Annotated in this window: 23 protein-coding genes and 1 pseudogene; 6 read left to right on the top strand and 18 right to left on the bottom strand. The window is 72.8% G+C overall.

From position 1 onward, the window contains the following. Positions 1–175: 175 nt before the first annotated feature. The 5 genes from NOCJ54_RS0116560 to NOCJ54_RS0116540 are packed head-to-tail and all read right to left on the bottom strand — an operon-like array spanning position 176 to position 4,186. Positions 176–865, bottom strand: a complete 690-nt coding sequence (locus tag NOCJ54_RS0116560) for a RibD family protein (RefSeq protein WP_028656382.1) — start codon at positions 863–865, stop codon at positions 176–178. Next, entirely contained in the window at positions 858–1,745 is an 888-nt protein-coding gene (locus NOCJ54_RS26400) for a lysylphosphatidylglycerol synthase domain-containing protein (protein WP_051485963.1), read from the bottom strand. The genes NOCJ54_RS0116560 and NOCJ54_RS26400 overlap by 8 nt, the downstream gene beginning before the upstream one ends. Positions 1,746–1,752: 7 nt before the next feature. Beyond that, complete coding sequence (locus NOCJ54_RS26395) at positions 1,753–2,787, bottom strand: glycosyltransferase family 4 protein (protein ID WP_036518350.1); 1,035 nt, start codon at positions 2,785–2,787, stop codon at positions 1,753–1,755. Further along, positions 2,784–3,182 (bottom strand): 6-pyruvoyl trahydropterin synthase family protein, encoded by a 399-nt coding sequence (locus NOCJ54_RS0116545; protein WP_028656381.1) that lies wholly within the window; start codon positions 3,180–3,182, stop codon positions 2,784–2,786. Before NOCJ54_RS0116545 ends, NOCJ54_RS26395 begins: the two co-directional genes overlap by 4 nt. Then, positions 3,182–4,186, bottom strand: a complete 1,005-nt coding sequence (locus NOCJ54_RS0116540; RefSeq protein WP_028656380.1) for a zinc-dependent alcohol dehydrogenase — start codon at positions 4,184–4,186, stop codon at positions 3,182–3,184. Before NOCJ54_RS0116540 ends, NOCJ54_RS0116545 begins: the two co-directional genes overlap by 1 nt. A 54-nt stretch (positions 4,187–4,240) precedes the next feature. On the opposite strand from NOCJ54_RS0116540, the gene NOCJ54_RS0116535 reads away from it, so the two are divergent. Further along, positions 4,241–6,421 (top strand): CDP-alcohol phosphatidyltransferase family protein, encoded by a 2,181-nt coding sequence (locus NOCJ54_RS0116535; RefSeq protein WP_084255341.1) that lies wholly within the window; start codon positions 4,241–4,243, stop codon positions 6,419–6,421. A gap of 244 nt (positions 6,422–6,665) precedes the next feature. On the opposite strand, the pseudogene NOCJ54_RS30350 reads toward NOCJ54_RS0116535, so the two are convergent. Continuing rightward, a pseudogene (locus tag NOCJ54_RS30350) lies at positions 6,666–7,520 on the bottom strand (glycosyltransferase 87 family protein); the annotation flags it as partial. 22 nt (positions 7,521–7,542) lie between these two features. Between NOCJ54_RS30350 and NOCJ54_RS0116525 the strand changes: the two are divergent. Together NOCJ54_RS0116525 and NOCJ54_RS26390 are read left to right on the top strand one after the other, a co-directional pair. Beyond that, complete coding sequence (locus tag NOCJ54_RS0116525) at positions 7,543–8,325, top strand: exodeoxyribonuclease III (RefSeq protein WP_028656377.1); 783 nt, start codon at positions 7,543–7,545, stop codon at positions 8,323–8,325. A gap of 75 nt (positions 8,326–8,400) precedes the next feature. Then, positions 8,401–8,820: a DUF6542 domain-containing protein gene (locus NOCJ54_RS26390; protein ID WP_145724719.1), complete on the top strand. Its 420-nt coding sequence runs from the start codon at positions 8,401–8,403 to the stop codon at positions 8,818–8,820. A 429-nt stretch (positions 8,821–9,249) separates the two neighbouring features. On the opposite strand, the gene NOCJ54_RS0116515 is transcribed toward NOCJ54_RS26390, so the two are convergent. The 9 genes from NOCJ54_RS0116515 to infA all read right to left on the bottom strand — a co-directional run bounded on the left by NOCJ54_RS0116515 (position 9,250) and on the right by infA (position 15,120). After that, positions 9,250–9,867 carry an L-threonylcarbamoyladenylate synthase gene (locus NOCJ54_RS0116515; RefSeq protein WP_028656376.1) on the bottom strand — a complete coding sequence of 206 codons (618 nt, stop codon included), beginning with the start codon at positions 9,865–9,867 and terminating at the stop codon, positions 9,250–9,252. A gap of 3 nt (positions 9,868–9,870) precedes the next feature. Beyond that, positions 9,871–10,866, bottom strand: a complete 996-nt coding sequence (locus NOCJ54_RS0116510) for a 4-hydroxy-3-methylbut-2-enyl diphosphate reductase (protein WP_084255339.1) — start codon at positions 10,864–10,866, stop codon at positions 9,871–9,873. 126 nt (positions 10,867–10,992) lie between these two features. Next, positions 10,993–11,574 (bottom strand): 50S ribosomal protein L17, encoded by a 582-nt coding sequence (rplQ, locus tag NOCJ54_RS0116505; protein WP_028656374.1) that lies wholly within the window; start codon positions 11,572–11,574, stop codon positions 10,993–10,995. A gap of 311 nt (positions 11,575–11,885) precedes the next feature. Further along, entirely contained in the window at positions 11,886–12,908 is a 1,023-nt protein-coding gene (locus tag NOCJ54_RS0116500; protein WP_028656373.1) for a DNA-directed RNA polymerase subunit alpha, read from the bottom strand. Between the two features lie 113 nt (positions 12,909–13,021). Next, entirely contained in the window at positions 13,022–13,630 is a 609-nt protein-coding gene (gene rpsD / locus NOCJ54_RS0116495) for a 30S ribosomal protein S4 (RefSeq protein ID WP_028656372.1), read from the bottom strand. Positions 13,631–13,653: 23 nt separating this feature from the next. After that, positions 13,654–14,058 (bottom strand): 30S ribosomal protein S11, encoded by a 405-nt coding sequence (gene rpsK, locus NOCJ54_RS0116490; protein WP_028656371.1) that lies wholly within the window; start codon positions 14,056–14,058, stop codon positions 13,654–13,656. A gap of 61 nt (positions 14,059–14,119) precedes the next feature. After that, positions 14,120–14,494 carry a 30S ribosomal protein S13 gene (gene rpsM / locus NOCJ54_RS0116485; RefSeq protein WP_028656370.1) on the bottom strand — a complete coding sequence of 125 codons (375 nt, stop codon included), beginning with the start codon at positions 14,492–14,494 and terminating at the stop codon, positions 14,120–14,122. A gap of 184 nt (positions 14,495–14,678) precedes the next feature. After that, complete coding sequence (gene rpmJ, locus NOCJ54_RS0116480; RefSeq protein WP_028656369.1) at positions 14,679–14,792, bottom strand: 50S ribosomal protein L36; 114 nt, start codon at positions 14,790–14,792, stop codon at positions 14,679–14,681. A 106-nt stretch (positions 14,793–14,898) separates the two neighbouring features. Continuing rightward, positions 14,899–15,120, bottom strand: a complete 222-nt coding sequence (gene infA / locus NOCJ54_RS0116475) for a translation initiation factor IF-1 (protein ID WP_028656368.1) — start codon at positions 15,118–15,120, stop codon at positions 14,899–14,901. Positions 15,121–15,407: 287 nt separating this feature from the next. Here infA and NOCJ54_RS0116470 point away from each other — a divergent pair, with 287 nt between their 5' ends. The 3 genes from NOCJ54_RS0116470 to NOCJ54_RS0116460 all read left to right on the top strand — a co-directional run bounded on the left by NOCJ54_RS0116470 (position 15,408) and on the right by NOCJ54_RS0116460 (position 17,871). Further along, complete coding sequence (locus NOCJ54_RS0116470; protein WP_028656367.1) at positions 15,408–16,532, top strand: ABC transporter permease; 1,125 nt, start codon at positions 15,408–15,410, stop codon at positions 16,530–16,532. Further along, positions 16,529–17,215 carry an ABC transporter ATP-binding protein gene (locus NOCJ54_RS0116465; RefSeq protein WP_028656366.1) on the top strand — a complete coding sequence of 229 codons (687 nt, stop codon included), beginning with the start codon at positions 16,529–16,531 and terminating at the stop codon, positions 17,213–17,215. Before NOCJ54_RS0116470 ends, NOCJ54_RS0116465 begins: the two co-directional genes overlap by 4 nt. A gap of 62 nt (positions 17,216–17,277) precedes the next feature. Continuing rightward, the gene (locus NOCJ54_RS0116460; RefSeq protein WP_028656365.1) at positions 17,278–17,871 is read left to right on the top strand and encodes a TetR/AcrR family transcriptional regulator; all 594 of its coding nucleotides are present in this window, start codon (positions 17,278–17,280) and stop codon (positions 17,869–17,871) included. A gap of 37 nt (positions 17,872–17,908) precedes the next feature. Here NOCJ54_RS0116460 and NOCJ54_RS0116455 read toward each other — a convergent pair whose 3' ends face one another. The 3 genes from NOCJ54_RS0116455 to NOCJ54_RS26380 all read right to left on the bottom strand — a co-directional run bounded on the left by NOCJ54_RS0116455 (position 17,909) and on the right by NOCJ54_RS26380 (position 23,061). Continuing rightward, positions 17,909–18,958, bottom strand: coding sequence for an LLM class flavin-dependent oxidoreductase (locus NOCJ54_RS0116455; RefSeq protein WP_028656364.1), 1,050 nt, complete (start codon positions 18,956–18,958; stop codon positions 17,909–17,911). Positions 18,959–19,483: 525 nt separating this feature from the next. After that, positions 19,484–22,006 carry an FHA domain-containing protein gene (locus NOCJ54_RS26385; RefSeq protein WP_036518347.1) on the bottom strand — a complete coding sequence of 841 codons (2,523 nt, stop codon included), beginning with the start codon at positions 22,004–22,006 and terminating at the stop codon, positions 19,484–19,486. Between the two features lie 38 nt (positions 22,007–22,044). Continuing rightward, entirely contained in the window at positions 22,045–23,061 is a 1,017-nt protein-coding gene (locus tag NOCJ54_RS26380) for a TerC family protein (protein ID WP_051485962.1), read from the bottom strand. Positions 23,062–23,066 lie beyond the last annotated feature (5 nt).

The following is a 23,066-nucleotide window of genomic DNA, read 5'->3' as shown; positions in this document are numbered from 1 at the left end:
GGCGGCGCGGACGCAGTCCGTGCCGACAACCGCGCCGACCAGCCGACCGGCAGGGCCCCGGGGTCAAGGATCGCGAAGCGACCGCGTAGCGGCGGAGCGAAGCAACGTCCTTGACGCCGGGGGCCGGCCGGCTACGGTGCGCGGCCGCCAAACACCAGCCTTCCAACGGACTGACCTAGCGCACGCAGCGGTCGGAGAGGGCGTACCTCAGCAACGCAACATCCCCGATCGCCCGGCTCTCGACGAGCTCGGCGCGGTGCTGCTCGCACCAGGGGAAGGTGCCGTCGCCGACGAAGCGGCGGGCGCGGGAGTCGCCGACGAAGAGCGGGGCGACGACGAGGTGGAGCTCGTCGGCGATGCCGGCGGTGAGGAACTGGGTGTGCACGGTGCCGCCGCCCTCGACCATGAGGCGGCGTACGCCGCGGGTGCCGAGGTCGGTGACGAGGTCGGCCATCCGGACCTCGGGGCCGAGGGAGACGACCTTGGCGCGGGAGCCGACGCGGTCCTCGAGCTCGGGGACGGTGGGGTCGGGGCAGTAGACGAGCTTCTCGCCGTCACCGAGGGTGAAGAAGCGGGCGTCCGGGTCGAGGTCGCCGCGCGAGGTGAGCGTGACCTTGACCGGGCCAGCGGGGCGGCCGTCGGCGAGCCGCCGGCGGCGGCGCTCCTCGGAACGGACGAGGAGGCGGGGGTCGTCGTTGCGGACGGTGGCGGCGCCGACGAGGATCGCGTCGCAGCCGGCGCGCACCTCGTCGACGCGGTCGAAGTCAGCATCGTTGGAGAGCAGCAGGCGCCCCTCCCCCGCACTGTCCAGGTAGCCGTCGAGGGAGACCGAGCAGCTCAGGAGGACGTAGGGCCGTTCACCCATGCGCGGCCTCCCTTCGTGTCCTCGACGGGGCCGGTGGACCGGGCACACGTACCAGCATGCCCGGCAGCGTCGCCACCAGCGACATGACGCCGTAGACGACGGCCACCTCGACGCCGGTGGCGGCGCCCAGTCCGGCGGCGCCGAAGGCCCACGCCGCCGCGCCCTCCCGCGGCCCCCAGCCGGCGATGCTGACGGGGAGTGCGGAGGCGAGCAGGACCAGGAGGGCGAGGGCGAGCAGGCGCGGGGTCGACAGCTCGACGCCGGCGGTGCGGGCGGCGACCAGGAACACGACGGCGTGCCCGGCAGCGGCGAGCGCCGACAGGACGAGCACCTCCGGCCAGCCGCGGCCGAGGGCAGCGACGGCCTCGCGGCGGGCCGCGGAGAGGAGCAGTGCGCCGAGGAGGACGACGGCGCCCAGCACGGCGAGCACCCAGCCGCGGACCGGTTCCGGCAGCAGGGGTACGACGGCGGCCACCATCGCGACCTGCACCGCCTGCCCGCTCGCGCGGTCCCACGCCACCGACCGGAGGCCACGGCCCAGCTCGCCGGTGTCGCGGCCGTGGCGGTAGCCGCGGTGCACGTCGCCGACGACCCCGCCGGGCAGGGTCGCGTTGAGGAGCTGGGAGCGGTAGCAGCGGCGGTAGGCGGTCGCGAAGGGCACGTGCACGTCGAGGCCGGCAGCCACGACGCTCCAGCGGCGAGCGCAGCAGGCGGTCGTGATCGCGGTGACCACGAGCGCGACGAGCAGGGCGAGCGGATCGGTGTGCCGCAGCCCGTCGAGGAAGGGCTCGGCGCCGAGGCGCACGACGATCACGACGAGGATCGCGACGGCCACCGCCAGCCGGATCCTCGCCCACGCCGTCACCTGCCCGGTCCTCATCCGTCCGCTACCCCCGCCCCGTCGGTACGACGCCCCGCGCGACGGGATCGAGGGCAGCGGCCACCTGCTCCACGGTCCCGGCCCAGCTCCCGAGCGCGGAGCGGCGCCGGGCCGCGGCGGACCGCCACCGGTCGCGCAGGGCGGGGTCGGTGAGCCACGACCGCAGCTCGGCGGCGAGGGCAGCGGCGTCCCCCGCAGGCACGAGCGCCCCGGGCGGCTCGTCGTCGACCGACCCGACCGAGCCGAGCGCCTCGGGGTGGCCGCCGACGTCGGTTGCGACGGCGGGCAGGCCGCGGGCGAGGCCCTCGGCGAGCGCCATCCCCCACGACTCGCGCCGGGACGGGGCGACGACCAGGTCGGTGTCGGCACGCAGGGTGTCGAGCCCGGTCGCCGCGACGGGTCCGGTGAGCTCGACCCGGTCGGCGATGCCGAGCCGCGCGGCCTCGGCGCGCAGGTCGGCCACGAAGCCGGGGTCGAGGTCGAGCGCCCCGACCCAGCGGCACCGCCACGGCAGGTGGGCGAGGTCGACCAGGTCGGCGAGTGCGGCCAGCAGGACGTCGTACCCCTTGGCGGGGGTGACCGGGCCGACGCAGAGCAGGCGGGTGCCGCCGGGCGAGCCCGCGACGACGGGGACGTGGTCGACGCCCGGCGCCGCGACGTGCACGCGACCGGCCGGGACGCCGAGGTCGGTGACCCGGTCGCGGGCCCAGCGGCTGGGGACCACGACGGCGTGCACGGCGCGCAGGACCTCGGGCTCGCACGGGCCCGAGCCCGGCATGTGCAGCAGCACGGCGGTGCGCAGCCGACCGCTCTCCGCCACCAGCGCGGGTGTGGTGGAGGCGACGAGGCCGTCGACGAGCACGAGGGCACCGTCGGGCAGCCCGGCCAGCGCGTCGGCGAGCGGCACCCGCCCGACGTGGTGCTCCGCGACCTGCCACCCGGCAGCACCGAGGCCAGCGGCGAGCCGGCGGTCGTAGGTGTTGCCGCCGCTGGGCCGACGCGGATCGGCGATGCCGTCGGGCACCAGCAGGTGCAGCCTCACAGCGTCCGCTCGTAGCTGGCGCGAGCGACGTGCGACTCGTGCAGCGTGACCTCGATCCCGGTGAGGTTGCGGCCGCCGGGGCCGAGGTCGCCGCCGGTCGCCCGGTCGGCAAGCGAGTCGGCCACCCAGCGAGCGAGCACCTCGGTGGAGCTGTTCTGCCCGGCGAGCACGTCCTCGTCGTCGAGGTTGCGGTAGTGCAGCCGGCCGAGCACGCCGCGCACCACCTCGGTGGCGCGACCGATGTCGAGGAGGATGCCGTCGGCGTCGAGCTCGGGTCCGGCGAAGGTCGCGTCGACGACGTAGGTCGCGCCGTGCAGCCGCTGCGCCGGACCGAACACCTCCCCCTGCAGGCTGTGCGCGATCATGATGTGGTCGCGGACGGTCACCCGGAACATCAGTCCTCCTGGCTCTCGTGGGGGTGGTCGGCCGGGTAGTCGATGACGTGGCACAGGCCCGGCATCGCGCCCTCGGCGATCTTCGCGATCACGGCGGGCAGCGCGTCGAAGGGCGAGGACCCGGTGAGCAGCACGTCGAACGCCGGGTCCCGCAGCAGCTCCAGCGCGAGCGCGAGCCGGTCGCGATGGGTGCGCGTGCCGCGGCGGGCGGGTGACACCGCGCCGACCTGGCTGCTGCGCAGGGTGAGCCGGCCGGAGTGGAACGCCTCCCCCAGCGGTACGGCGACCGGCCGGTCGCCGTACCAGGAAAGGTCGAGCACCGTGCCCTCCGGCTGCACCACCTCGAGCGCGCGGCGCAGACCGGCCTCGGTGGCGCTGGCGTGCACGACGAGGTCGCTGCGGCCGAGGTCGTCGCCGGGCGCGGCGAACGAGCAGCCGAGCGCGGCGGCCACCTCGGCCCGCGCCGGGTCGGTGTCGACGAGGGTGACCCGTACCCCCGGGACCCCGGCGGCGAGCCGGGCGACGCAGCAGCCGACCAGCCCGGCACCGATGACGGTGACGTGGTCGCCGAGCAGCGGTGGTGCGTCCCACAGCGCGTTGAGGGCGGTCTCGACGGTGCCGGCCAGGACGGCGCGCTCGGCCGGCACGCCGTCGGGCACCGACACGACGGCGTCGGCCGGCACGACGTACGCGGTCTGGTGCGGGTGCAGGCAGAACACGGTGCGGCCGACGAGCCCGTCCGGCCCGCGCTCGACGACGCCGACGCTGAGGTAGCCGTACTTCACCGGACCCGGGAAGTCGCCCTCCTGGAAGGGCGCGCGCATCACCGCGCGCTGGCTGGCGGGCACCCGGCCCTGGTGGACGATCGTCTCGGTGCCGCGGCTGATCCCCGAGCGCAGCGCGCGCACCAGCACCTCACCGTGCCCCGGGTCCGGGAGCTCGACGGTGCGGACCTCGCCCCGGCCGGGTTCGGCGGTCCAGTACGCCCGAGCCTGAACGACCACCGTGGACTCCTTTCGCGTCCTCGTGACGTACGACACTATCGGGGCGGAGGTGCGATGGATCGGGACCAGCGCCGCGCCGGGCCGGGCCCGGCGGACTGGGTGACCGCGACGCGGGCCGTGCTCGCCGTCGCGGTCGCCGTGCTCGCCGTCCGCGGCCTCGTCGAGCCGCTGGACACCACGCTCACGGCCGTCCTGGTCGCCCTCGCCGCGGTCGCGCTGGTGCTCGACGCCGTCGACGGCTGGGTCGCCCGCCGCACCGCGACCGCCAGCGCGTTCGGCGCGCGCTTCGACATGGAGACCGACGCGTTCCTGATCGCGGCGCTCAGCGTGCACGTCGCGCCGCTGCTGGGCTGGTGGGTGCTCGCGATCGGCGCGATGCGCTACGCCTACGTCCTCGCGCAGCGACCGCTGCCCTGGCTGCGGCGGCCGACGCCGCCGCGCTACTGGGCGAAGGTCGTCGCCGCGGTGCAGGGCGTCGTGCTGGCGGTCGCCGCGTCCGGCCTGCTGCCGGACTCCACGGCCCGCAGCGCCCTCGTGGTCGCCCTGCTGCTGCTCGTCGAGTCGTTCGGCCACGACGTGCTGTGGCAGTGGCGGCACCGCGGTGACCCGGCCGACGCCCCGCTGCCCGCCGGTACGACGGAGCCGCCGCCGCGCCTGGTCACGCTGGCCGCCGTCGCGGTGCTGTGGGTGGCGCTCGCCCCGCCGCGGGTGGTCGACGGCCTGGGGCTCGCCGACGTCGTACGCGTCCCGGTGGAGGGGCTGGTGCTGCTCGCCGTCGCCCTGCTGCTGCCGGCCCGGGGCCGGCTCGTGCTCGCGGGCGCGGTGGGGGTCGGGGCGACCGTCCTGGCGGTGCTGCGCGGGCTGGGCCTGGGCTTCGACCTCTACCTCGACCGGTCCTTCCACGTGCTCGGTGACTGGTCCTACCTGCCGAAGGGCTTCGAGGTGCTGCGCGACACCGAGGGCACGCTGCCCGCCGTGCTCGCTGCCGTGGGCCTGGCTGCGGCCGTCGCCGCGCTGGCGACTGGCCTGACCCGGGCCGCGGTGCGGGTGGCGCGGACGGCGGCCGAGCACCCGCGCACCACGTGGCGCAGCCTCGCCGCGCTGGCCGTGGTGTGGGCGGTGTGTGCTGCCGTCGGTGGCCCCGTCGGCGGGGTGGCGGCTGCCGGCTCCGCCGGCCTGCTGGCCGACACCGTCGAGCAGGTGCGCGCCGACCGCGACGACACCTACGTCTTCACCCGGGTGCTCGAGGACGACGACTACGCCCGCGTGCCCGGCGACGAGCTGCTGCGCGGCCTGCGCGGCAAGGACGTGCTGCTCGTGTGGTTCGAGAGCTACGGCCGGGTCGCGCTGGAGGACAGTTGGTTCGCCCCGTCCGTGGTGGACGTCCTCGAGCGCGGCGACCGGCAGCTGGCCGCCGCCGGCTACCACTCCCGCAGCGCCTTCCTCACCTCGCCGACCTTCGGCGCCGCGAGCTGGCTGGCGCACGGCACCCTGCAGTCGGGTGCGTGGGCGGACAGCGAGCAGCGCTACGCCCAGCTCCTCGACAGCAACCGGGTCAGCCTCACCAGCGCGTTCGCGGACGCGGGGTGGCGCACGGTGTTCGCGGTGCCGGCCAACACCCGCGACTGGCCCGAGGGAGCGGCGTACTACGGCTTCGACGCGCTCCACGACTCGCGGAACGTCGGCTACCGCGGGCCGGAGTTCGGCTACGCCTCGATGCCGGACCAGTACACGCTGGACCACCTGCGCCGCGCCGAGCTGGCCCCGGCCGACCGGGCACCGGTGTTCGCCGAGGTCGACCTCGTCTCGAGCCACCACCCCTGGGCGCCCGTGCCCGAGCTGGTGCCGTGGCCGCAGGTCGGTGACGGTTCGGTCTTCGACGGCATGCCGGAGCGCGGCGCGGAGGCGGTCGACGGCGACGACGAGCCCGAGGCGGTGCAGCGCAACTACGCCACGTCCGTGCGCTACACGTGGCGCACCCTGCTGTCCTTCCTCACGACCTGGCCCGACCCCGACCGCGTCGTCATCGTCGTCGGCGACCACCAGCCGCACTCGTTCGTCAGCGGCCCCTCCCCCGGCCGGGACGTGCCGGTCACCGTGCTCGCCCAGGACCCCGAGGTGATCCGTCGGATCGAGGGCTGGGGCTGGCAGCCGGGGATCCACCCGGACCCGGACGCCCCGGTGTGGCGGATGGACCAGGTCCGGGACCGGTTCCTCGCCGCGTTCGCCCGCTGACGGCACCTGGCACCGCCGCTGCGACCGTGAGCGCGAGGCCGGCGAGCAGGTAGGCGTTGCCGGGCAGGTGCTCGAACCAGCGCCAGTCGTACTCCCGGCCCTCCGCCCAGGGCGGCCAGGTGAACGGCCGGGCCACGAACACCGCCGTCCACGCGAGCGCTGCGAGCCGGGAGCGCCCCCACAGCACGAGCGCCAGCGGCACCGCCCACACCCAGTGGTGCGACCACGACACCGGCGACGCGACGAGCATGGCGATGCCGGCGAGGCAGGCCGCGAGCAGCTCGTCGCCGTCACGCCAGCGCCGCACCGCGACGGCGAGCACGGCGAGCGCGACCGGGCCGGCGACGAGCAGCCACAGCCACACCGGGGCGGGCTCGCCGAGGACGCGGGTCAGCGCCCCGTGGACGGACTGGTTGTGCGCCAGGGCCGGTGGACCGACCCGGCGCGCCTCCAGCAGTCCGTCCGTCCAGTACGACGCCGCGGGTCCCGGCAGCGCGACGAACCCGAGCGCCACCGTCACCGCGAACGTCGCCACCGCGCGCCCGGCGTCGGTGCGCCGGCCGACCAGGACGAGCAGCACGACGAGGACGAGCGGGGTGAGCTTGATGCCCGCCGCCACCCCGACCAGCACGCCTGACCACCTCCGCCGCGGGCCGAGCAGGTCGACGAGCAACGCCAGCACCAGCAGCAGGTTCACCTGCCCGAACGACAGCGTCTGCCACACCGGCTCCAGGCCCAGCGCGGCCACACCGGTCCCGACGAGCAACCACGCCGGCACCGGCCGGTCCTGCGCCCGCAGCACGAGGGCCACCGCGGCGACCAGGGCTGCCGTCGACGTCCCGGTCCACGCTGCGGCCGCCACCCAGCCGGGCACCACGGCCAGCGGCACCATCAGTAGCGCCGCGAAGGGAGGGTAGGTGAACGGGTAGCCGGTCACCGGGTCGTCGGCGTCGTAGAGCCCGCCGCCGTGCAGGACCGTGTCGCCGCCGTACCGGTAGACGTGGAGGTCGGGGAAGCCGCCCGCGAGACCCCCGGCGAGCGCACCGGCCACGAGCGCGACGACAACCGCCAGCCCGGGTCCCCGCCGCACGCGGTCCATGCGTGCACCTTAGGGTTGGCCGGTGCGACTGGCCACCTGGAACGTGAACTCCCTGCGCACGCGGATCGGCCGCGTGGAAGCCTTCCTCGAGCGGCACGACATCGACGTGCTCGCCGTGCAGGAGACGAAGGCACGCGAGGACCAGCTGCCCCTCATGGGCCTGCAGGCGCGCGGCTACGAGGTCGCGGCACACGGGCTCAACCAGTGGAACGGTGTGGCGCTGATCAGCCGCGTCGGCCTCGAGGAGGTGACCGTCGGCTTCCCCGGCCAGCCGGGGTACGGCGACACCGCCGAGGTCGAGGCGCGTGCCCTCGGTGCGACCTGCGGCGGGGTGCGGGTGTGGAGCCTCTACGTGCCGAACGGGCGCAAGCCCGACGACCCGCACTACGTCTACAAGCTCGACTGGCTCGCCCGCCTGCGCGAGGCCGCCGGTGAGTGGCTCGACACCCCCACCGCGCTCGTCGGCGACTGGAACATCTGCCCCACCGACGACGACGTCTTCGACGTCAAGCAGTTCAGGAACTCCACGCACGTCACCCCCGCCGAGCGCGCCGCCTTCCAGGCGTTCCTCGACGGCGGCTGGTCCGAGGTGACCCGCGACCACGCCCCGAGCTACACCTACTGGGACTACTACCGCCAGCGCTTCGAGCGCGACCGCGGCCTCAAGATCGACTTCGTCCTCGGCTCCGCGTCCTTCGCCGAGCGGGTGACCGGGGCGTTCATCGACCGCGAGGAGCGCGACCCGTCGGTGTTCCCGGGAGCGCCGTCCGACCACGCCCCCGTGGTCGTCGACCTCGCCGACTGACCCAACCGACCCGACCGACCCGACCCGGCCGGGGAAATCCGCTGGTCGGGCGCCCTCACGTCCTAGCGTGGAGGGGTGAGCTCCGTCCGCGCCCGTCCCGCCACGCTCTGGGACGCCGGCACCCGCCCCGCCGGCGGGGCGCTGCGCCTCGCGAGCGCGCTCATCATGTCGGCGGCGGTGGTCGACCTGGTCCTCTCCGACGGCCTCGGCCTGTTCCACGACCTCGTCTTCGCGACGGTCTGCGTCGGCCTCGCGCTGCTCGTCCGCCCCCGCGACTTCTTCTCCGTCGGCGTCTTCCCGCCGCTGGCGATGCTGGCCGTCGTGCTGCTGCTCGCCATCGCCGAGCCTGGTGCGGTCGCCGACGAGCGCGACGGCGTGGTGCAGGCGACCGTCTCCGGCCTCTCCTCGCACGGGATCGCCCTGGCCCTCGGCTACGGCGCCTGCCTCGCCCTCCTCGCCGTACGCCGCCAGTACCTCACCACCCACCCGCGCTGACCCTGCTCACCGCAGCCCGCCCCGCAGGCCCGGAGGTTTCGAGGCTCGGCCGCGGGCGGCCTCACACCTCAACCACCGGGAGTCAGGCGAAGCGCACCCAAGGCTTGCCGCCAGACGGACTGTGCCACCTCCCGAAGCCAACCGCGCGCGCCGACCTCGACAGGCGACGCGCTCGCGCAATCAGGCACGAGCGCGGCGCCCGCGGCCTCGCACCTCAACCACCGGGAGCAACGCTCGGACCACCTACGCCGGTCTTGCCGCCAGACGGAGGCTGGACCTACGAAAGGCAACCGCGCGCGCGGCAGCGCGGCGCCCGCGCCGAAGGCGCGTCGGCGGCAAGCGTGGGCCGAGCGGAGCGAGTGCCTGCGCGCAGCCGTCGACAGGCGACGCGCTCGCGCCACCAAGCCAGTCGGCGACGCGCTCGCGCCATCAAAAGCGGTCGGGGTCGCCGGCTCCGCGTCGGATGACCTCGGGGGCGCCGTCGGACCAGTCGACGACGGTGGTCGGCTCGGCCGGGGTCTCCCCGGCCTCGACGACGACGTCGACGTCGTGGTCGAGGTCCTCCTTGACCTCCCAGCCCATGGTCCGCGGCTCGGTCTCGCCGGGGAGGATCAGGGTGGAGCTCAGCAGGGGCTCGCCGTGCTCGGCGAGGAGGGCCTGGACGAAGGTGTGGTCGGGGATGCGGACGCCGACGGTGCGCTTCTTGGGGTGCATCAGGCGGCGGGGCACGTCGGGCATCGCGGGCAGGATGAAGGTGTAGGGCCCGGGGGTCGCGGCGCGGATGGCGCGGAACGCGGAGTTCTCGACGTGGACCATCTGCCCGAGCTGGGAGAAGTCCTTGCAGAGCAGGGTGAAGTGGTGCTTGTCGTCGAGTCCGCGGATCCGCAGGATCCGGTCGCGGCCGTCGCGGTTGCCGATGCGGCAGCCGAGCGCGTAGCCGGAGTCGGTGGGGTAGGCGATGAGGGCGTCGTCGTTGAGCGCGTCGACGATCTGGCCGAGCAGCCGCGGCTGCGGGTTGTCCGGGTGGACGTCGAGGTAGCGGGCCATGGCTCAGGCGCGGCCGGCGGCCTTGAGGTCGCGGTGCAGCTCCTTGGGGAGCGAGAACGCGAGGGTCTCCTCGGCGGTCTGCACCGGCCGGGCGTCGGGGTAGCCGCGCTCGGCGAGGTAGCCCAGCACCTCCTGGACGAGGTGGTCGGGCACCGAGGCGCCGGAGGTGACGCTGACCGAGCGGACGCCCTCGAGCCAGGACTCGTCGAGCTCGGAGACGTCGTCGATGCGGTACGACGCCTTGGCGCCGGCCTCGAGCGCGACCTCGACGAGACGCACGGAGTTCGACGAGTTCGCGGAGCCCACCACGATGACGAGGTCGGCGGCGGCGCCGATCTCCTTGACCGCGACCTGGCGGTTCTGGGTGGCGTAGCAGATGTCGTCGCTCGGCGGGTCCTCGAGCTGCGGGAACTTCGCGCGCAGCCGGCGGACGGTCTCCATCGTCTCGTCGACGCTCAGCGTGGTCTGCGAGAGCCACGCCAGCTTGGCGTCGGCCGGGAACTCGAGCCGGTCGACGTCGTCGGGGTGCTCGACGAGGACGGTCTGCTCGGGGGCCTCACCAGCGGTGCCCTCGACCTCCTCGTGGCCGGCGTGGCCGATGAGCAGGATCGTGTAGCCCTCGCGGGCGAAGCGCACGGCCTCGCGGTGCACCTTGGTGACCAGCGGGCAGGTGGCGTCGATGGTCTTGAGCTCGCGCTCCTCGGCCTGCCGGTGCACGGCCGGCGAGACGCCGTGGGCGGAGAAGACGACGGTCGCACCGGGCGGGACCTCGTCGAGCTCCTCGACGAAGATCGCGCCGCGCGACTCGAGGTTGGCGACGACGTGCTTGTTGTGGACGATCTGCTTGCGCACGTAGACCGGGGCGCCGTAGAGGTCGAGCGCCTGCTCCACGGTCACGACCGCGCGGTCGACGCCGGCGCAGTAGCCGCGGGGGTCGGCGAGCAGCACCTCACGCTCACTGTCCTCGAGCAGGCGCGGCGTCCCCAGGTCGATCGTCATGCCCCCAGTCTACGGACGGAGCACGCACGAGCCGACTTCTCGACGTCCTGCCGCGGAGTCGTGGGAACGGCGACGGCCCGCCACCCCGGCGGGGTGGCGGGCCGTCGTACGACGTGACGCGGGGCGTCAGGCCTTGTCGGCGTCCTCGGCCGGAGCCTCGGTCTCCTCGGCGGTGGTCTCCGCCTCGGCGGTCTCGACGTCGGTCGCGGAGGTGTCGACGACCTCGGCCTCGCCGGTCTCGTCGGTGGCCTCGACCTCGGCCGGGGCGTCCACGGCCGGCTTGGTGACCTCGGCGGCCGGAGCAGCCGGGGCAGCCTTGGGCGCGGACGGGGTGAACGCCTCGGTCACCAGCTCGATGACGGCCATGGGCGCGTTGTCACCGGCACGGTTGCCGATCTTGGTGATGCGGGTGTAGCCGCCCGGGCGGTCGGCGAAGGTCGGCGCGATCTCCGTGAAGAGGGTGTGCACGACACCCTTGTCCCGGATGACCTTGAGGACCTCGCGGCGCTGGTGCAGCGGGTTCTCGCCGGCGTGGGCCTTCTTGGCCTTGGTGATCAGCTTCTCGGCGTAGGGCCGCAGGGTGCGGGCCTTGGCCTCGGTCGTCGTGATCCGGCCGTGCTCGAAGAGCGAGGTGGCGAGGTTCGCGAGGATGAGGCGCTGGTGCGCCGGGCTGCCGCCGAGGCGGGGACCCTTCTTGGGCTTGGGCATGTCGTTCTCTCTTTCCTGCCCGGCCGTACGAGGTACCGGGTGCTAGGTCCGGCCGTGTCAGGTACCGGAGGTGGGAACCGGGCGATTGCCCGGTCCTTCTTCACTTGTCTTGCCGCCAGGCGGGGCCAGGCCCCACCCGACGGCTGCGTCTCTCGTGTCTTGCCGCCAGGCGGAGGCAGGACCTACGGAAGACAACTGCGGCGTGGCAGCGTGTCGCCCGCGGCGAAGCCGCGTCGACGAGGGCCCGCGAGCCGAGCGCAGCGAGCGCCCGTGCGGCCCTCGTCGACAGGCGACACGCTCACGCCATCAGCTCAGAACTGCTCGTCCTCGACGAAGCTCTCGTCGTCGTCCTCGTCGTCGCTGTAGTTGGCGAGGGCGGCGGACGGGTCGAAGCCGGGAGCGCTGTCCTTGAGGGACAGGCCCATCTCGTGCAGCTTGGCCTTGACCTCGTCGATGGACTTCGCGCCGAAGTTGCGGATGTCCAGCAGGTCCTGCTCGGAGCGGCTGATGAGCTCACCCACGGTGTGGATGCCCTCGCGCTTGAGGCAGTTGTAGGACCGGACGGTCAGCTGCAGGTCCTCGACCGGGAGGGCGAGGTCGGCGGCGAGCTGCTCGTCGACGGGCGACGGGCCGATGTCGATGCCCTCGGCCTCGACGTTGAGCTCACGGGCCAGGCCGAAGAGCTCGACCAGCGTCTTGCCGGCCGACGCGATGGCGTCGCGGGGCAGGATCGACGGCTTGGTCTCGACGTCGATGACGAGCTTGTCGAAGTCGGTGCGCTGCTCGACACGGGTGGCCTCGACCTTGTAGGTCACCTTCAGCACGGGGCTGTAGATCGAGTCGACCGGGATGCGGCCGATCTCGTTGTCGGCGCCCTTGTTCTGGACGGCCGAGACGTAGCCGCGGCCGCGCTCCACGACGAGCTCGAGCTCGAGCTTGCCGTTGTCGGAGAGGGTGGCGATCTTCAGGTCGGGGTTGTGGACCTCGACACCGGCCGGTGGGGCGATGTCCGCGGCGGTGACGTCACCGGCACCCGACTTGCGCAGGTACATGGTGACGGGCTCGTCGTGCTCGGAGGAGACGACGAGGCCCTTGAGGTTGAGGATGATCTCCGTGACGTCTTCCTTGACGCCCTCGATGGTCGAGAACTCGTGGAGGACGCCGTCGATCTTGATGCTGGTGACGGCGGCACCGGGGATCGAGGACAGGAGGGTACGACGCAGCGAGTTGCCGAGCGTGTAGCCGAAGCCGGGCTCGAGCGGCTCGATGACGAAGCGCGACCGGAACTGGTCGACGGTCTCCTCCGAGAGGCTGGGGCGCTGTGCGATGAGCACTTGTTTCTTTCCTTTCCGGGCCGACCGCTATATGAGGACCCAGAGTTGGTGCGGAGTAGGGAGAAGAAAGGCGTGTGCGGTCGGGGGCGGCGACGCCCCCGACCGCATGGAGATCACTTCTTGGAGTAGTACTCCACGATGAGCTGCTCCTGGATCGGCATGTCGATCTGCTCGCGCACGGGCAGCGAGTGCACCAGGATCCGCATCCGGTTCGGGAGCGCCTCGAGCCACGCCGGGACGATCCGCTCGCCGTGGGTCTCGCGGGCCACGATGAACGGCGTCATCTCGAGCGACTTCTCGCGCACGTCGATGATGTCGTACTGGGTGACCTGGAAGGACGGGATGTTGACCTTCTTGCCGTTGACCAGGAAGTGACCGTGGGTCACCAGCTGGCGGGCGTGGCGGCGGGTGCGGGCGAAGCCGGCGCGGTAGACCACGTTGTCGAGGCGGCACTCGAGCAGCTGGAGGAGGTTGTCGCCGGTCTTGCCCTGGCGACGGGCGGCCTCCACGTAGTAGCGGTGGAACTGCTTCTCGAGCACGCCGTAGGTGAAGCGGGCCTTCTGCTTCTCCTGCAGCTGGTTGCGGTACTCGCTCTCCTTGATCCGCGCGCGGCCGTGCTGGCCCGGCGGGTAGGGGCGCTTCTCGAAGGCGGCGTCGCCGCCGACGAGGTCGACGCCGAGGCGGCGCGACTTCTTGGTCAGGGGTCCGGTGTAACGGGCCATGTCAGTTCTCCTTCAAGTCCAGATCAGACGCGCCGGCGCTTCGGCGGGCGGCAGCCGTTGTGCGGGGCGGGGGTCACGTCCTGGATGGTGCCGACCTCGAGGCCGATCGCACCCAGCGAGCGGATCGCCGTCTCGCGGCCCGAGCCCGGGCCCTTGACGAAGACGTCGATCTTCTTCATGCCGTGATCCATCGCCCGACGGCCAGCGGCCTCGGCGGCCATCTGAGCGGCGTACGGGGTGGACTTGCGGGAGCCCTTGAAGCCGACGGTGCCGGCAGAGGCCCACGAGATCACCGCACCGGTCGGGTCGGTGATCGTGACGATCGTGTTGTTGAACGTGCTCTTGATGTGGGCCTCGCCCTGAGCGACGTTCTTCTTCTCCTTGCGGCGGACCTTCTTGGCCGCGCCCGCACGAGCCTTGGGAGGCATGCGTTATCTCCTTGAGAAAGCTGGTCTGTGGTGAGAGGCAGTGACGAGCCGGAGGCTCAGGTCACTTGGCCTTCTTCTTGCCGGCAACCGTGCGCTTCGGGCCCTTGCGGGTGCGAGCGTTGGTCTTGGTGCGCTGACCGCGGACCGGGAGGCCCATGCGGTGACGGCGACCCTGGTAGCTGCCGATCTCGATCTTGCGACGGATGTCAGCCTGGACCTCGCGACGGAGGTCACCCTCGATCTTGAAGTTCGCTTCGATCTCGTCACGGAGCTTGACCAGCTCCTCGTCACCCAGCTCGTGGACGCGGAGGTCCGGGCTGACGCCCGTGGCCTTCAGCACCTGCTGGGCGCGGGTACGGCCGATGCCGTAGATGTAGGTGAGAGCGACCTCGATGCGCTTGTCGCGCGGCAGGTCCACTCCGACGAGGCGAGCCATGAATGGCTTCCTTTCAATGGATCACGGTGGTGTGGTCGTGATGCGTCCGGGCGGTGTTGCGGTAGTGCCCAGCTCCGGCCATCCGTCCCGGAGGTGGTTCGCCGTCGGCGGCGCCGGCGGCTAAGCGATCACGTGGATGTCGTGTTCAGTTGTGGCGGGCCGGGGTGGTCCCGACCCGTGCGACTCAGCCCTGGCGCTGCTTGTGGCGCGGGTTGTCGCAGATCACCATGACGCGGCCGTGGCGACGGATCACCTTGCACTTGTCACAGATCGGCTTGACGCTCGGGTTGACCTTCATGTCAGCCCTTTCTCGGTAGTGGCGGAGAGAATCCGTGGCGGGTCGTGGCGCGCGGCGAGCGGGGCAGCGAGCTGCCTGCTCCCACCGGGTCACGCCCGGGCGGGATTCACTTGTAGCGGTAGACGATCCGTCCGCGGGAGAGGTCGTAGGGAGAGAGCTCCACCACCACGCGGTCCTCGGGGAGGATCCGGATGTAGTGCTGGCGCATCTTTCCGCTGATGTGAGCCAGGACCTTGTGGCCGTTGCTCAGCTCCACGCGGAACATGGCGTTCGGAAGGGCCTCCACGACGGAGCCCTCCATCTCGATGACGCCTTCCTTCTTTGCCATGTCTCACAATCTGGTTGGGGATCAGGGTGTCTACCGGTGGTCCGGGAACCTCCTCCCCCCGCGAGCGAGGGGCGGTGGACCTCGTGAAGCCGTGCACCACACACGAACCCACGTTGGACCGACACGCCAGTCTATGACTTGTCACCAATGAACTCCCAATCCGCGAGCCGCAGCCTCGCACTCCGGCCCGGGGGTGAGCCACTTCGCACTCGCCGGGCGTGGTTTCCCGACGCCGCGTTGCTATCTTTGTCGACATGCCGTCGACAACTTCCGGGAGCTGACCGCCCGTGTTCCTCGCCCTCCGTGAGATCGCGTTCGCGCGCGGTCGCTTCGTCCTGATGGGCTCGGTGATCGCACTGATCGCCGTGCTGATGGTCCTGCTGAGCGGCCTCTCCGTCGGCCTGGTCCGCGACGGCGTGTCCGGCCTGCAGCGGATCCCGGCCACGTCGTTCGCCTTCCAGGACGACGTCGCCAAGGACTCGGCCTTCTCCCGCAGCACGGTCTCCACCGAGGCCGTCGCGACGTGGGCCGAGCAGCCCAACGTCGAGGACGCCAGCCCGTTCGGCAACGCGCTGGTCAACGGCCGCACCGACCGCGGGGTGGAGATCGACCTGGCCCTGTTCGGCGTCGAGGTCGACGGGTTCCTCTCCCCCGAGGTCGCCGAGGGCGAGGCCCTGAGCGGCGCCCCGGACGAGGTCGTGCTGAGCGCCACCGCCGCCGACGAGGGCGTGGCCGTGGGCGACGTGGTCGTGCTCGAGCCGAACGGCACCGAGCTGCGGGTCGTCGGGCTGCTGGAGGACCAGCACACCTTCGGCCACGTCGACATCGGCTACCTGCCGCTGAGGACCTGGCAGGAGGTCAACGCCGGCGTGCGCGATGGCGACCAGGTCGCACCGCGCGTGTACGACGAGATCACCGCGGTCGCCGTACGCGGCACGGACGTGGACCTCGCCGCCGGCGACAAGGCGGCCGGCACCACCTCGATGACCGTCGAGGAGTCGTACGACGCCTCGCCGGGCTACAAGGCCGAGACGTCGACGCTCAGCCTCATCCAGGCCTTCCTCTACGCCATCTCGGCCCTGGTCGTCGGCGCGTTCTTCAGCGTCATGACCGTTCAGCGGCGCCAGGAGATCTCGGTGATGCGCGCGATGGGCGCCTCGACCGGCTACCTGCTGCGCGACAGCATCGCGCAGGCCGTGATCCTGCTGGTCGTCTCGGCCGCGGTCGGCGTCGGCATCGGCGTGGGCGCCGGTGCGGCGATCTCGTCGACCCCGATGCCCTTCGCACTCGACGCCGGCCCGATCGCCGGCGCGACCGCCGCGCTGCTCATCCTCGGCGTCGTGGGCGCCGTCGTGTCCGTGCTGCGGATCGTCCGCGTCAACCCGCTGACCGCCCTGGGGGAGAACCGATGACCGAGCAGAGCCTGCACCTCGAGGACGCCCTCCTCGTCCACGGCGACGGCGACGAGACCGTCACCGCCCTCGACCACGTCACCCTCACCGTCGAGCCCGGCGAGATCGTGGCCGTCGTGGGCCCGTCCGGCGCCGGCAAGTCCAGCCTCCTCGCGGTCGCCGGTGGCCTGACCCCGCCGACCAGCGGCAGCGTCCGCGTCGGCGGCACGGAGCTGACCGGGCTGTCCCGGCGCGAGCTGACCTCGTTCCGCCGCCGCAACGTCGGCTTCGTCTTCCAGACCGGCAACCTCGTGCCTGCGCTCACGGCGCTCGACCAGCTGAGGCTGCCGCTCACCTTCGGCAAGGTCGAGGACCCGCGCGACCCGCGCGAGCTGCTCGCCGAGGTCGGCATGGACCACAAGGCCGGACGCCGTCCGCACCAGCTCTCCGGTGGCGAGCGCCAGCGCGTCGGCATCGCCCGCGCGCTGGTCACCCGCCCGGCACTGCTGCTGGTCGACGAGCCGACCGCTGCCCTGGACCGCCAGCGCAGCCAGGACGTCGTCGGACTGCTCGCCCGCGAGACCCGGGCCCACGGGGTGGTGACGGTGATGGTCACCCACGACCGCGACGTGCTCCACCACTGCGACCGGGTGTACGAGATGATCGACGGCAGGCTCGGGGCCGCGGCCGACTCGCCGGCCTGACCGGGACGTCGCGGGAGCCCAGCAGTCGCAGGAGTCGCAGGAGTCGCAGGAGGAGGTGGCCGGTGCCGCGGATCAACGCCCCCACGGTGGCTGCCCACCGCGAGCAGCAGCTGCGGGCGCTGCTCGACGGCGCCCGGGCCATCCTCGGCGAGACCGGGAGGGCACCGACCCTGGCCGCGACCGCCGAGCGGGCGGGCCTGGCGCGGTCGAGCGTCTACCAGTACTTCTCCTCCCCCGACGACCTGCTCGCGGCGGTCGTCGCGGACGTCTTCCCGGCGTGGGCGCAGCAGGTCCGCGACCGGATGGAGGCGGCCGACGGCCCGGGTGAGCGGGTGTGGGCCTACGTCTGCGCCAACCTCGAGCTGTTCACCAGCTCCGAGCAGGCCGTCGCCACCGCGCTGCGCAAGGTGGTGGAGCCCAGCGTGCTGCGGGAACCGGTCGCAGCCTTCCACGCCGAGCTGCACCAGCCCCTGGTCGCGGCCCTCGTCGACCACGGCGAGCCGCACCCGCGCCTGGTCGCCGACACCATCGACGGGATCGTCGTGCGGACCGCACAGGCCCTGGTCGACGGCAGGGAGGACGCACCGCGCGACCACGACGCCGCGCTGGCCCACCTGCGCCGGTTGCTCGTCGGGTACCTCCGCCTGGCCGACTGAGGCCGGCTGAGGCCGGCTGGGGGCGGCTGGAGGCGGCTCAGCCGGCGAGCAGCTCCAGGGTCCGCACCCGGGCGGGGGCGGTGCGCGGGTCGGTGCCGGAGGTGGCACCACCGACCGGGTTGACCATCACCTCGTCGACGCCGTACGACGCCGCGAGGTCCGCGATCTCCTTGCGGGCCGACTCGGCGTCGCCGATGACCCACGTGCGCCGCATCGCGTCGACGAGCGACTGGTGCGCCTCGGGCAGGCCGGCCTCGACGATCGTCTCGGCGTCCTCGATCGTGCGCTGCGCGACGAGCGGCTGGCCGGTGCGCAGCGCGAGCATCTGCAGCAGCTGCGGCAGCGCCTGGCGGTGTGCCTCCTCGGCGGTGTCGGCCACCGAGGCGTTGACCGTGAGGAACGTGCGCGGGGCGTCGCCCTCCGGCGAGGGCTGGAAGGTCGAGCGGTAGAGCTGCAGGGCCTCGGCGGTCCCGGAGCCGGAGAAGTGGTGCGCAAAGACGTAGGGCAGGCCCTTGGCGGCGGCCAGCCGGGCGGAGTAGTCGGAGGAGCCGAGCAGCCACACCTCGGGCACCGACCGCGCGACGGGCGTGGCCTTGAGCACGTGCTGGCCGTTGCGCAGGGCCAGGCCGACGCCGGCCGGCTCCATCATCGCGAGCACGTTGTCGACGTACTCCGGGAAGCGGGCGACGGCGTCGTCCTCCACTCCCCCGGCGCCGTGGCGCAGCGCCCAGCTGGTGACCGGGTCGCTGCCCGGCGCGCGGCCGATGCCGAGGTCGATCCGGCCGGGGAACGCCGCCTCGAGCAGCGCGAACTGCTCGGCGACGACCAGGGGCGCGTGGTTCGGCAGCATGACGCCGCCCGAGCCGACCCGGATCCGCTCGGTCGCGCTCGCGAAGAGGCCGATCAGCACCGGCGGGTTGGTCGCCGCGACGGCCGGCATGTTGTGGTGCTCGGCCACCCAGAAGCGGCGGTAGCCCAGTCGGTCGGCGGTGCGGGCGAGCTCGACCGACGCGGCGACGGCGTCGCCGGTGGTCTGGTCGCTGCGGACGGGGACGAGGTCGAGGACGGAGAGCGCGAGATCAGGCATCGTCGACCCAAGGCTGGTGGGGGCTCGAACATTCCCGCCGCGTGGGGTCGGTCGGCCTGCCTCGGGCGCGCGCTGCAACACGTGGTCTGCCGACCTGGCAGCCCGACGGCTCGTGTAACACGTGGTCTGCCGACCTGGCAGCCGCATGGCCGCTGCAACACGTGGTTCGCCGACCTGGCAGCCCCGCCACTGCTGTTCCAGCCCCACCCAGCGCCTCTCGGGCGCGGTCAGCGGGCGGGTAGAGCCGCGATCAACGTGTTACAGCGGACCGAGCCCCGCCCGAGCCCGGGCCGAGCCCGGCCCGAGCCCCGCCCGAACGGCCTCGGGCCGCCCACCGGCCATGCAACACGTGGTCTGCCGACCTGGCAGCCCCTCCACTGCTGTTCCAGCCCCACCCAGCGCCCCTCGGACGCGGTCAGCGGACGGGGAGAGCCGCGATCAACGTGTTACAGCGGACCGAGCCGGCCCGAACGACCCGCGGACCGAGCCCCCGCACCCCGAGCCCGGCACCAGAGCCGGCCGGCCTCAGTCGTCGGCGGTGGCGCTGCGGCGGACGAGCAGGAGGCCGACGACGTACGACACCAGGCACAGCAGGGCGAGGACGAGCAGGTCCATCACGTAGTGCGCGGCGCCGCCGAGGGCGATCCAGTCCTCCTTGTCGGTGCCCTCGGTCTCGCGGACCAGGTCCATCGCGGACGCAGCCGCGGCGTAGCCCCAGCGGGACGGGGAGAGCCAGGCGACCTGCTCGAGGATCGGGCGGCCGGCGATCTCGAAGAGGGCGCCGGAGAGCACGAGCTGCAGCATCACCAGGCCGACGAGCGCGGGCATGGTCTGCTCGGTGCTGGTGACCAGGGCCGACAGGGCGAGGCCGATGACGACCATCGTGAACGACAGCGCGGCGATCGCGAAACCGACCCGGATCGTGCCGAGCTCGCCGTCCGCACCGGGCAGCCCGACGGTGGCGAGGAAGGTGACGACCAGGCCCTGCAGGAAGGCGGCAGAGCCGAGGACCATGACCTTGCTGGTGAAGTACACGCCGGGCGAGAGGCCGACGGCGTACTCCCGCTTGAAGATCGGCCGCTCCCCCACCAGCTCTCGGATCGCCAGCGCGGTGCCCATCAGGCAGGCGGCGACGATGAGCACGATCAGGCGCTGGGACGCCTCGCCCGTGGCGAAGGACTCCACGACCCCGCCGTCGGGCAGGGTGCGCTCCTTGCGCGACACGTCGAGCGAGAGGCCGTTGCTGCCGGGCACGAGGCGGCTCAGTCCGCCGAGGACCAGCGGCAGCACGAGCAGCATCCCGAGCAGCAGCCGGTCGGCGAGGACGACGGCGAGGTTGCGCTTGACCAGCGTGCTGAGCTGGCGCGCGACCGACTGCCGCGGTGGCGCGGGTACGGCGGCCTGGTGGTGCCGCTGCAGCGAGGAGGTGTCGACGGCCTGCCGCGGCGCGGGGATCCGCTGCCACAGGTCCGGTTCGTCGAGCAGGTCGAAGACCTCGGGGTAGTTGCTCGCCCCGAAGTGGGCGAGCACGCCGTCCGGCGGGCCGAAGTAGGCGATCCGTCCGCCGGGGGCGAGCACCATGACGTTGTCGCAGACGTCGAGGGCGAGCACCGAGTGGGTGACGACCATGACGACGCGGCCGTCGTCGGCGAGCGAGCGCAGCTGCTTCATCACCTCCAGGTCCAGGCCCGGGTCGAGGCCCGAGGTCGGCTCGTCGAGGAAGAGCAGCGGCGGCGCGGTGAGCAGCTCGGTCGCGATCGACACGCGCTTGCGCTGGCCGCCGGAGAGCTGGGTGCCGATCCGGTTGTCCATCCGCTGCACCAGCTGCAGCTGGTGCGCGACGTGGTTCACCCGCGCGTCCCACTCCTGCGCGGTGGTGTCCGGGGGCAGGCGCAGCTGGGCGGCGTAGCGCAGGCCCTGCCGCACCTTCAGCTGCGGGTGCAGGATGTCCTGCTGCGGCACCAGGCCGATCTGGAAGCGCAGCTGGTCGTAGTGCTGGTAGAGGTCGTGGCCCTGCCAGATCACCCGGCCGTGGCTGGCCGGGCGCAGGCCGGTGAGGGCCCCGAGCAGGGTCGACTTGCCGGCACCCGAGGGGCCGATGACCGCGGTGAGGCTCTTCGGTTCGAGCTTGAACGAGATGTTCTCGATCAGCCGCTTGCCGCCGGCGACGACCTGGGTCAGGCCGTCGGCGTACAGGGTGAGCTCGTGCGCGGTCGCGGACGCGATGAGCTGCTGGCCGTCCCACCGGAAGGTCTGGTTGCCGAAGATGACCTCGGAGCCGACCGGCAGCTGCACGGCGCCCTGGACGCGGTGGCCGTTGACGAAGGTGCCGTTGAACGAGCCGAGGTCGTGCAGCACCGCGAGGGTCTGCCCCGTCGGCGGGTCGAGCCGGGCGTGGCGACGGCTGACCAGCGGGTCGTCGAGCACGATGTCGTTGGCGTGGTCGCGACCGATGCCCAGTGAGCGGCCCGCCTGCAGCTGCTGGGGCAGCACGACGGAGTGGCCGTGCGGGAGCTGGCCCGGCGGGAGCACGCCGGCCGGGCGCCACGCGTCGGCGGGGGCGCCGCTCGCCGGCAGCTGCGGCGGAGGCAGGTTCTTCCAGAACTCGCCACCGTCCGCCGGCTGGGCCTGCGGCTGCTGGGGGGCCTGCGGCGAGGGCGTCCCGACCTGCGGGGTGCCCTGCGGCAGCGGGCGCGAGGACTGCGGTGCCGGCTGCTGGTACGGCGGCGGCGCGGCCACGCCTCCCCCGCCGGACTGGCCGACCAGCACGGTCAGCACCACCGGCTCACCGGCCGGGCCACCGAGGTGGATGCTGACGGGTCCGCCGGTCAGCGGGAGCCGGGTGATCCGCTGCCCGGCGACGAAGGTGCCGTTGCTGCTGGAGTCGACGACCACCCAGGTGCCGTCCTCGAGCTGGACCGTCGCGTGGTGGCGCGAGGCCCGGGCGTCGGCGACGGTGACGTCGCAGTCATGCTCCCGGCCGACCACCACGCTGGGCCCGTCGAAGGTCCGGGTGGTCCCCGCCCACTGCACCTGGAGACGGTCCACTGATCATCCTTCGGTCGGGAGCCGCTGACGCGGGAACCCTAACCGATGGAGGCGCCGTCGAAACGGTTCTTCGCCCCTTCCCGCTCCTCCTGCCGTCGCGCCCGCCACAGGCTGGCGACGGCGGTCACGACGAGGGTCACGACGATGACGCCGAGGCTGAGCAACGACGGGACCTCGGGCACGTGGAGCGGCTCACCACCGTTGACGAAGGAGAGCTCGTTCTCGTGCAGTGCGTGCAGCACCAGCTTGACGCCGATGAAGGCGAGGATGACGGCCAGGCCGAGCGAGAGGTAGACCAGCTTCTGCAGCAGCCCACCGAGCAGGAAGTAGAGCTGGCGCAGGCCCATCAGCGCGAAGACGTTGGCGGTGAAGACCAGGTAGGGCTCGCGGGTGACGCCGAAGATGGCGGGGATCGAGTCGAGCGCGAAGAGGATGTCGGTCGCACCCAGCGCCACGATGACGACCACCATCGGGGAGACGAACCGGACGCCGTTCTCGCGGTACCAGAGCCGCAGGCCGTCGTACCGCTCGCCGACGCGGAGGTGGCTGCGGGTGAAAGCGACGATCGCGTTGTCCTCGGGGTGCTCCTCCTCGTGGGTGCGCCGGGACCGGGCCAGCTTGACCGCCGTCCAGACCAGGAAGGCACCGAAGACGTAGAAGACCCAGCTGAAGTTCTCGATCAGCGCGTAGCCCAGGGCGATGAACACTGCGCGGAAGAGCAGGGCGAGCACGATGCCGACCATCAGCGCCTGCTGCTGGAACTGGCGCGGCACCTTCAGCGCTGCCATCAGCAGCAGGAAGACGAAGAGGTTGTCGATCGAGAGCGAGTACTCGGTGAGCCAGCCGGTGTAGAACTGCAGCCCGTACTCCTGGCCGTGGCCCAGCCAGGTCCACGCGCCGAAGGCGAGCGCCGCGCCGATGTAGAAGGTCAGCGCGATCGCGCACTCGCGCATCGTCGGCTCGTGCGGGTTGCGCGCGATGACGGCGACGTCGAAGAGGAGCACGGCGACGGTCGCCGCGATGGTGATGGTCCATTCGAGGGTGGTCACGTCCACGGGAC

Origin of the sequence: Nocardioides sp. J54 (assembly GCF_000519005.1) — a bacterium.
Lineage (GTDB): Bacteria > Actinomycetota > Actinomycetes > Propionibacteriales > Nocardioidaceae > Nocardioides.
Note: the sequence above shows the minus strand (reverse complement) of the source record. Positions and strands in the feature narration are given on the sequence as shown.

What these genes read in the sequence shown, in the direction of transcription:
- NOCJ54_RS0116560 (WP_028656382.1), bottom strand. Translation starts at nt 865, where the DNA reads ATGGGTGAACGGCCCTACGTCCTCCTGAGCTGCTCGGTCTCCCTCGAC.
- NOCJ54_RS26400 (WP_051485963.1), bottom strand. Translation starts at nt 1,745, where the DNA reads ATGAGGACCGGGCAGGTGACGGCGTGGGCGAGGATCCGGCTGGCGGTG.
- NOCJ54_RS0116545 (WP_028656381.1), bottom strand. Translation starts at nt 3,182, where the DNA reads ATGTTCCGGGTGACCGTCCGCGACCACATCATGATCGCGCACAGCCTG.
- NOCJ54_RS0116535 (WP_084255341.1), top strand. Translation starts at nt 4,241, where the DNA reads ATGGATCGGGACCAGCGCCGCGCCGGGCCGGGCCCGGCGGACTGGGTG.
- NOCJ54_RS0116515 (WP_028656376.1), bottom strand. Translation starts at nt 9,867, where the DNA reads ATGGCCCGCTACCTCGACGTCCACCCGGACAACCCGCAGCCGCGGCTG.
- NOCJ54_RS0116510 (WP_084255339.1), bottom strand. Translation starts at nt 10,866, where the DNA reads ATGACGATCGACCTGGGGACGCCGCGCCTGCTCGAGGACAGTGAGCGT.
- rplQ (WP_028656374.1), bottom strand. Translation starts at nt 11,574, where the DNA reads ATGCCCAAGCCCAAGAAGGGTCCCCGCCTCGGCGGCAGCCCGGCGCAC.
- rpsD (WP_028656372.1), bottom strand. Translation starts at nt 13,630, where the DNA reads ATGGCCCGTTACACCGGACCCCTGACCAAGAAGTCGCGCCGCCTCGGC.
- rpsK (WP_028656371.1), bottom strand. Translation starts at nt 14,058, where the DNA reads ATGCCTCCCAAGGCTCGTGCGGGCGCGGCCAAGAAGGTCCGCCGCAAG.
- rpsM (WP_028656370.1), bottom strand. Translation starts at nt 14,494, where the DNA reads ATGGCTCGCCTCGTCGGAGTGGACCTGCCGCGCGACAAGCGCATCGAG.
- rpmJ (WP_028656369.1), bottom strand. Translation starts at nt 14,792, where the DNA reads ATGAAGGTCAACCCGAGCGTCAAGCCGATCTGTGACAAGTGCAAGGTG.
- infA (WP_028656368.1), bottom strand. Translation starts at nt 15,120, where the DNA reads ATGGCAAAGAAGGAAGGCGTCATCGAGATGGAGGGCTCCGTCGTGGAG.
- NOCJ54_RS0116465 (WP_028656366.1), top strand. Translation starts at nt 16,529, where the DNA reads ATGACCGAGCAGAGCCTGCACCTCGAGGACGCCCTCCTCGTCCACGGC.
- NOCJ54_RS0116455 (WP_028656364.1), bottom strand. Translation starts at nt 18,958, where the DNA reads ATGCCTGATCTCGCGCTCTCCGTCCTCGACCTCGTCCCCGTCCGCAGC.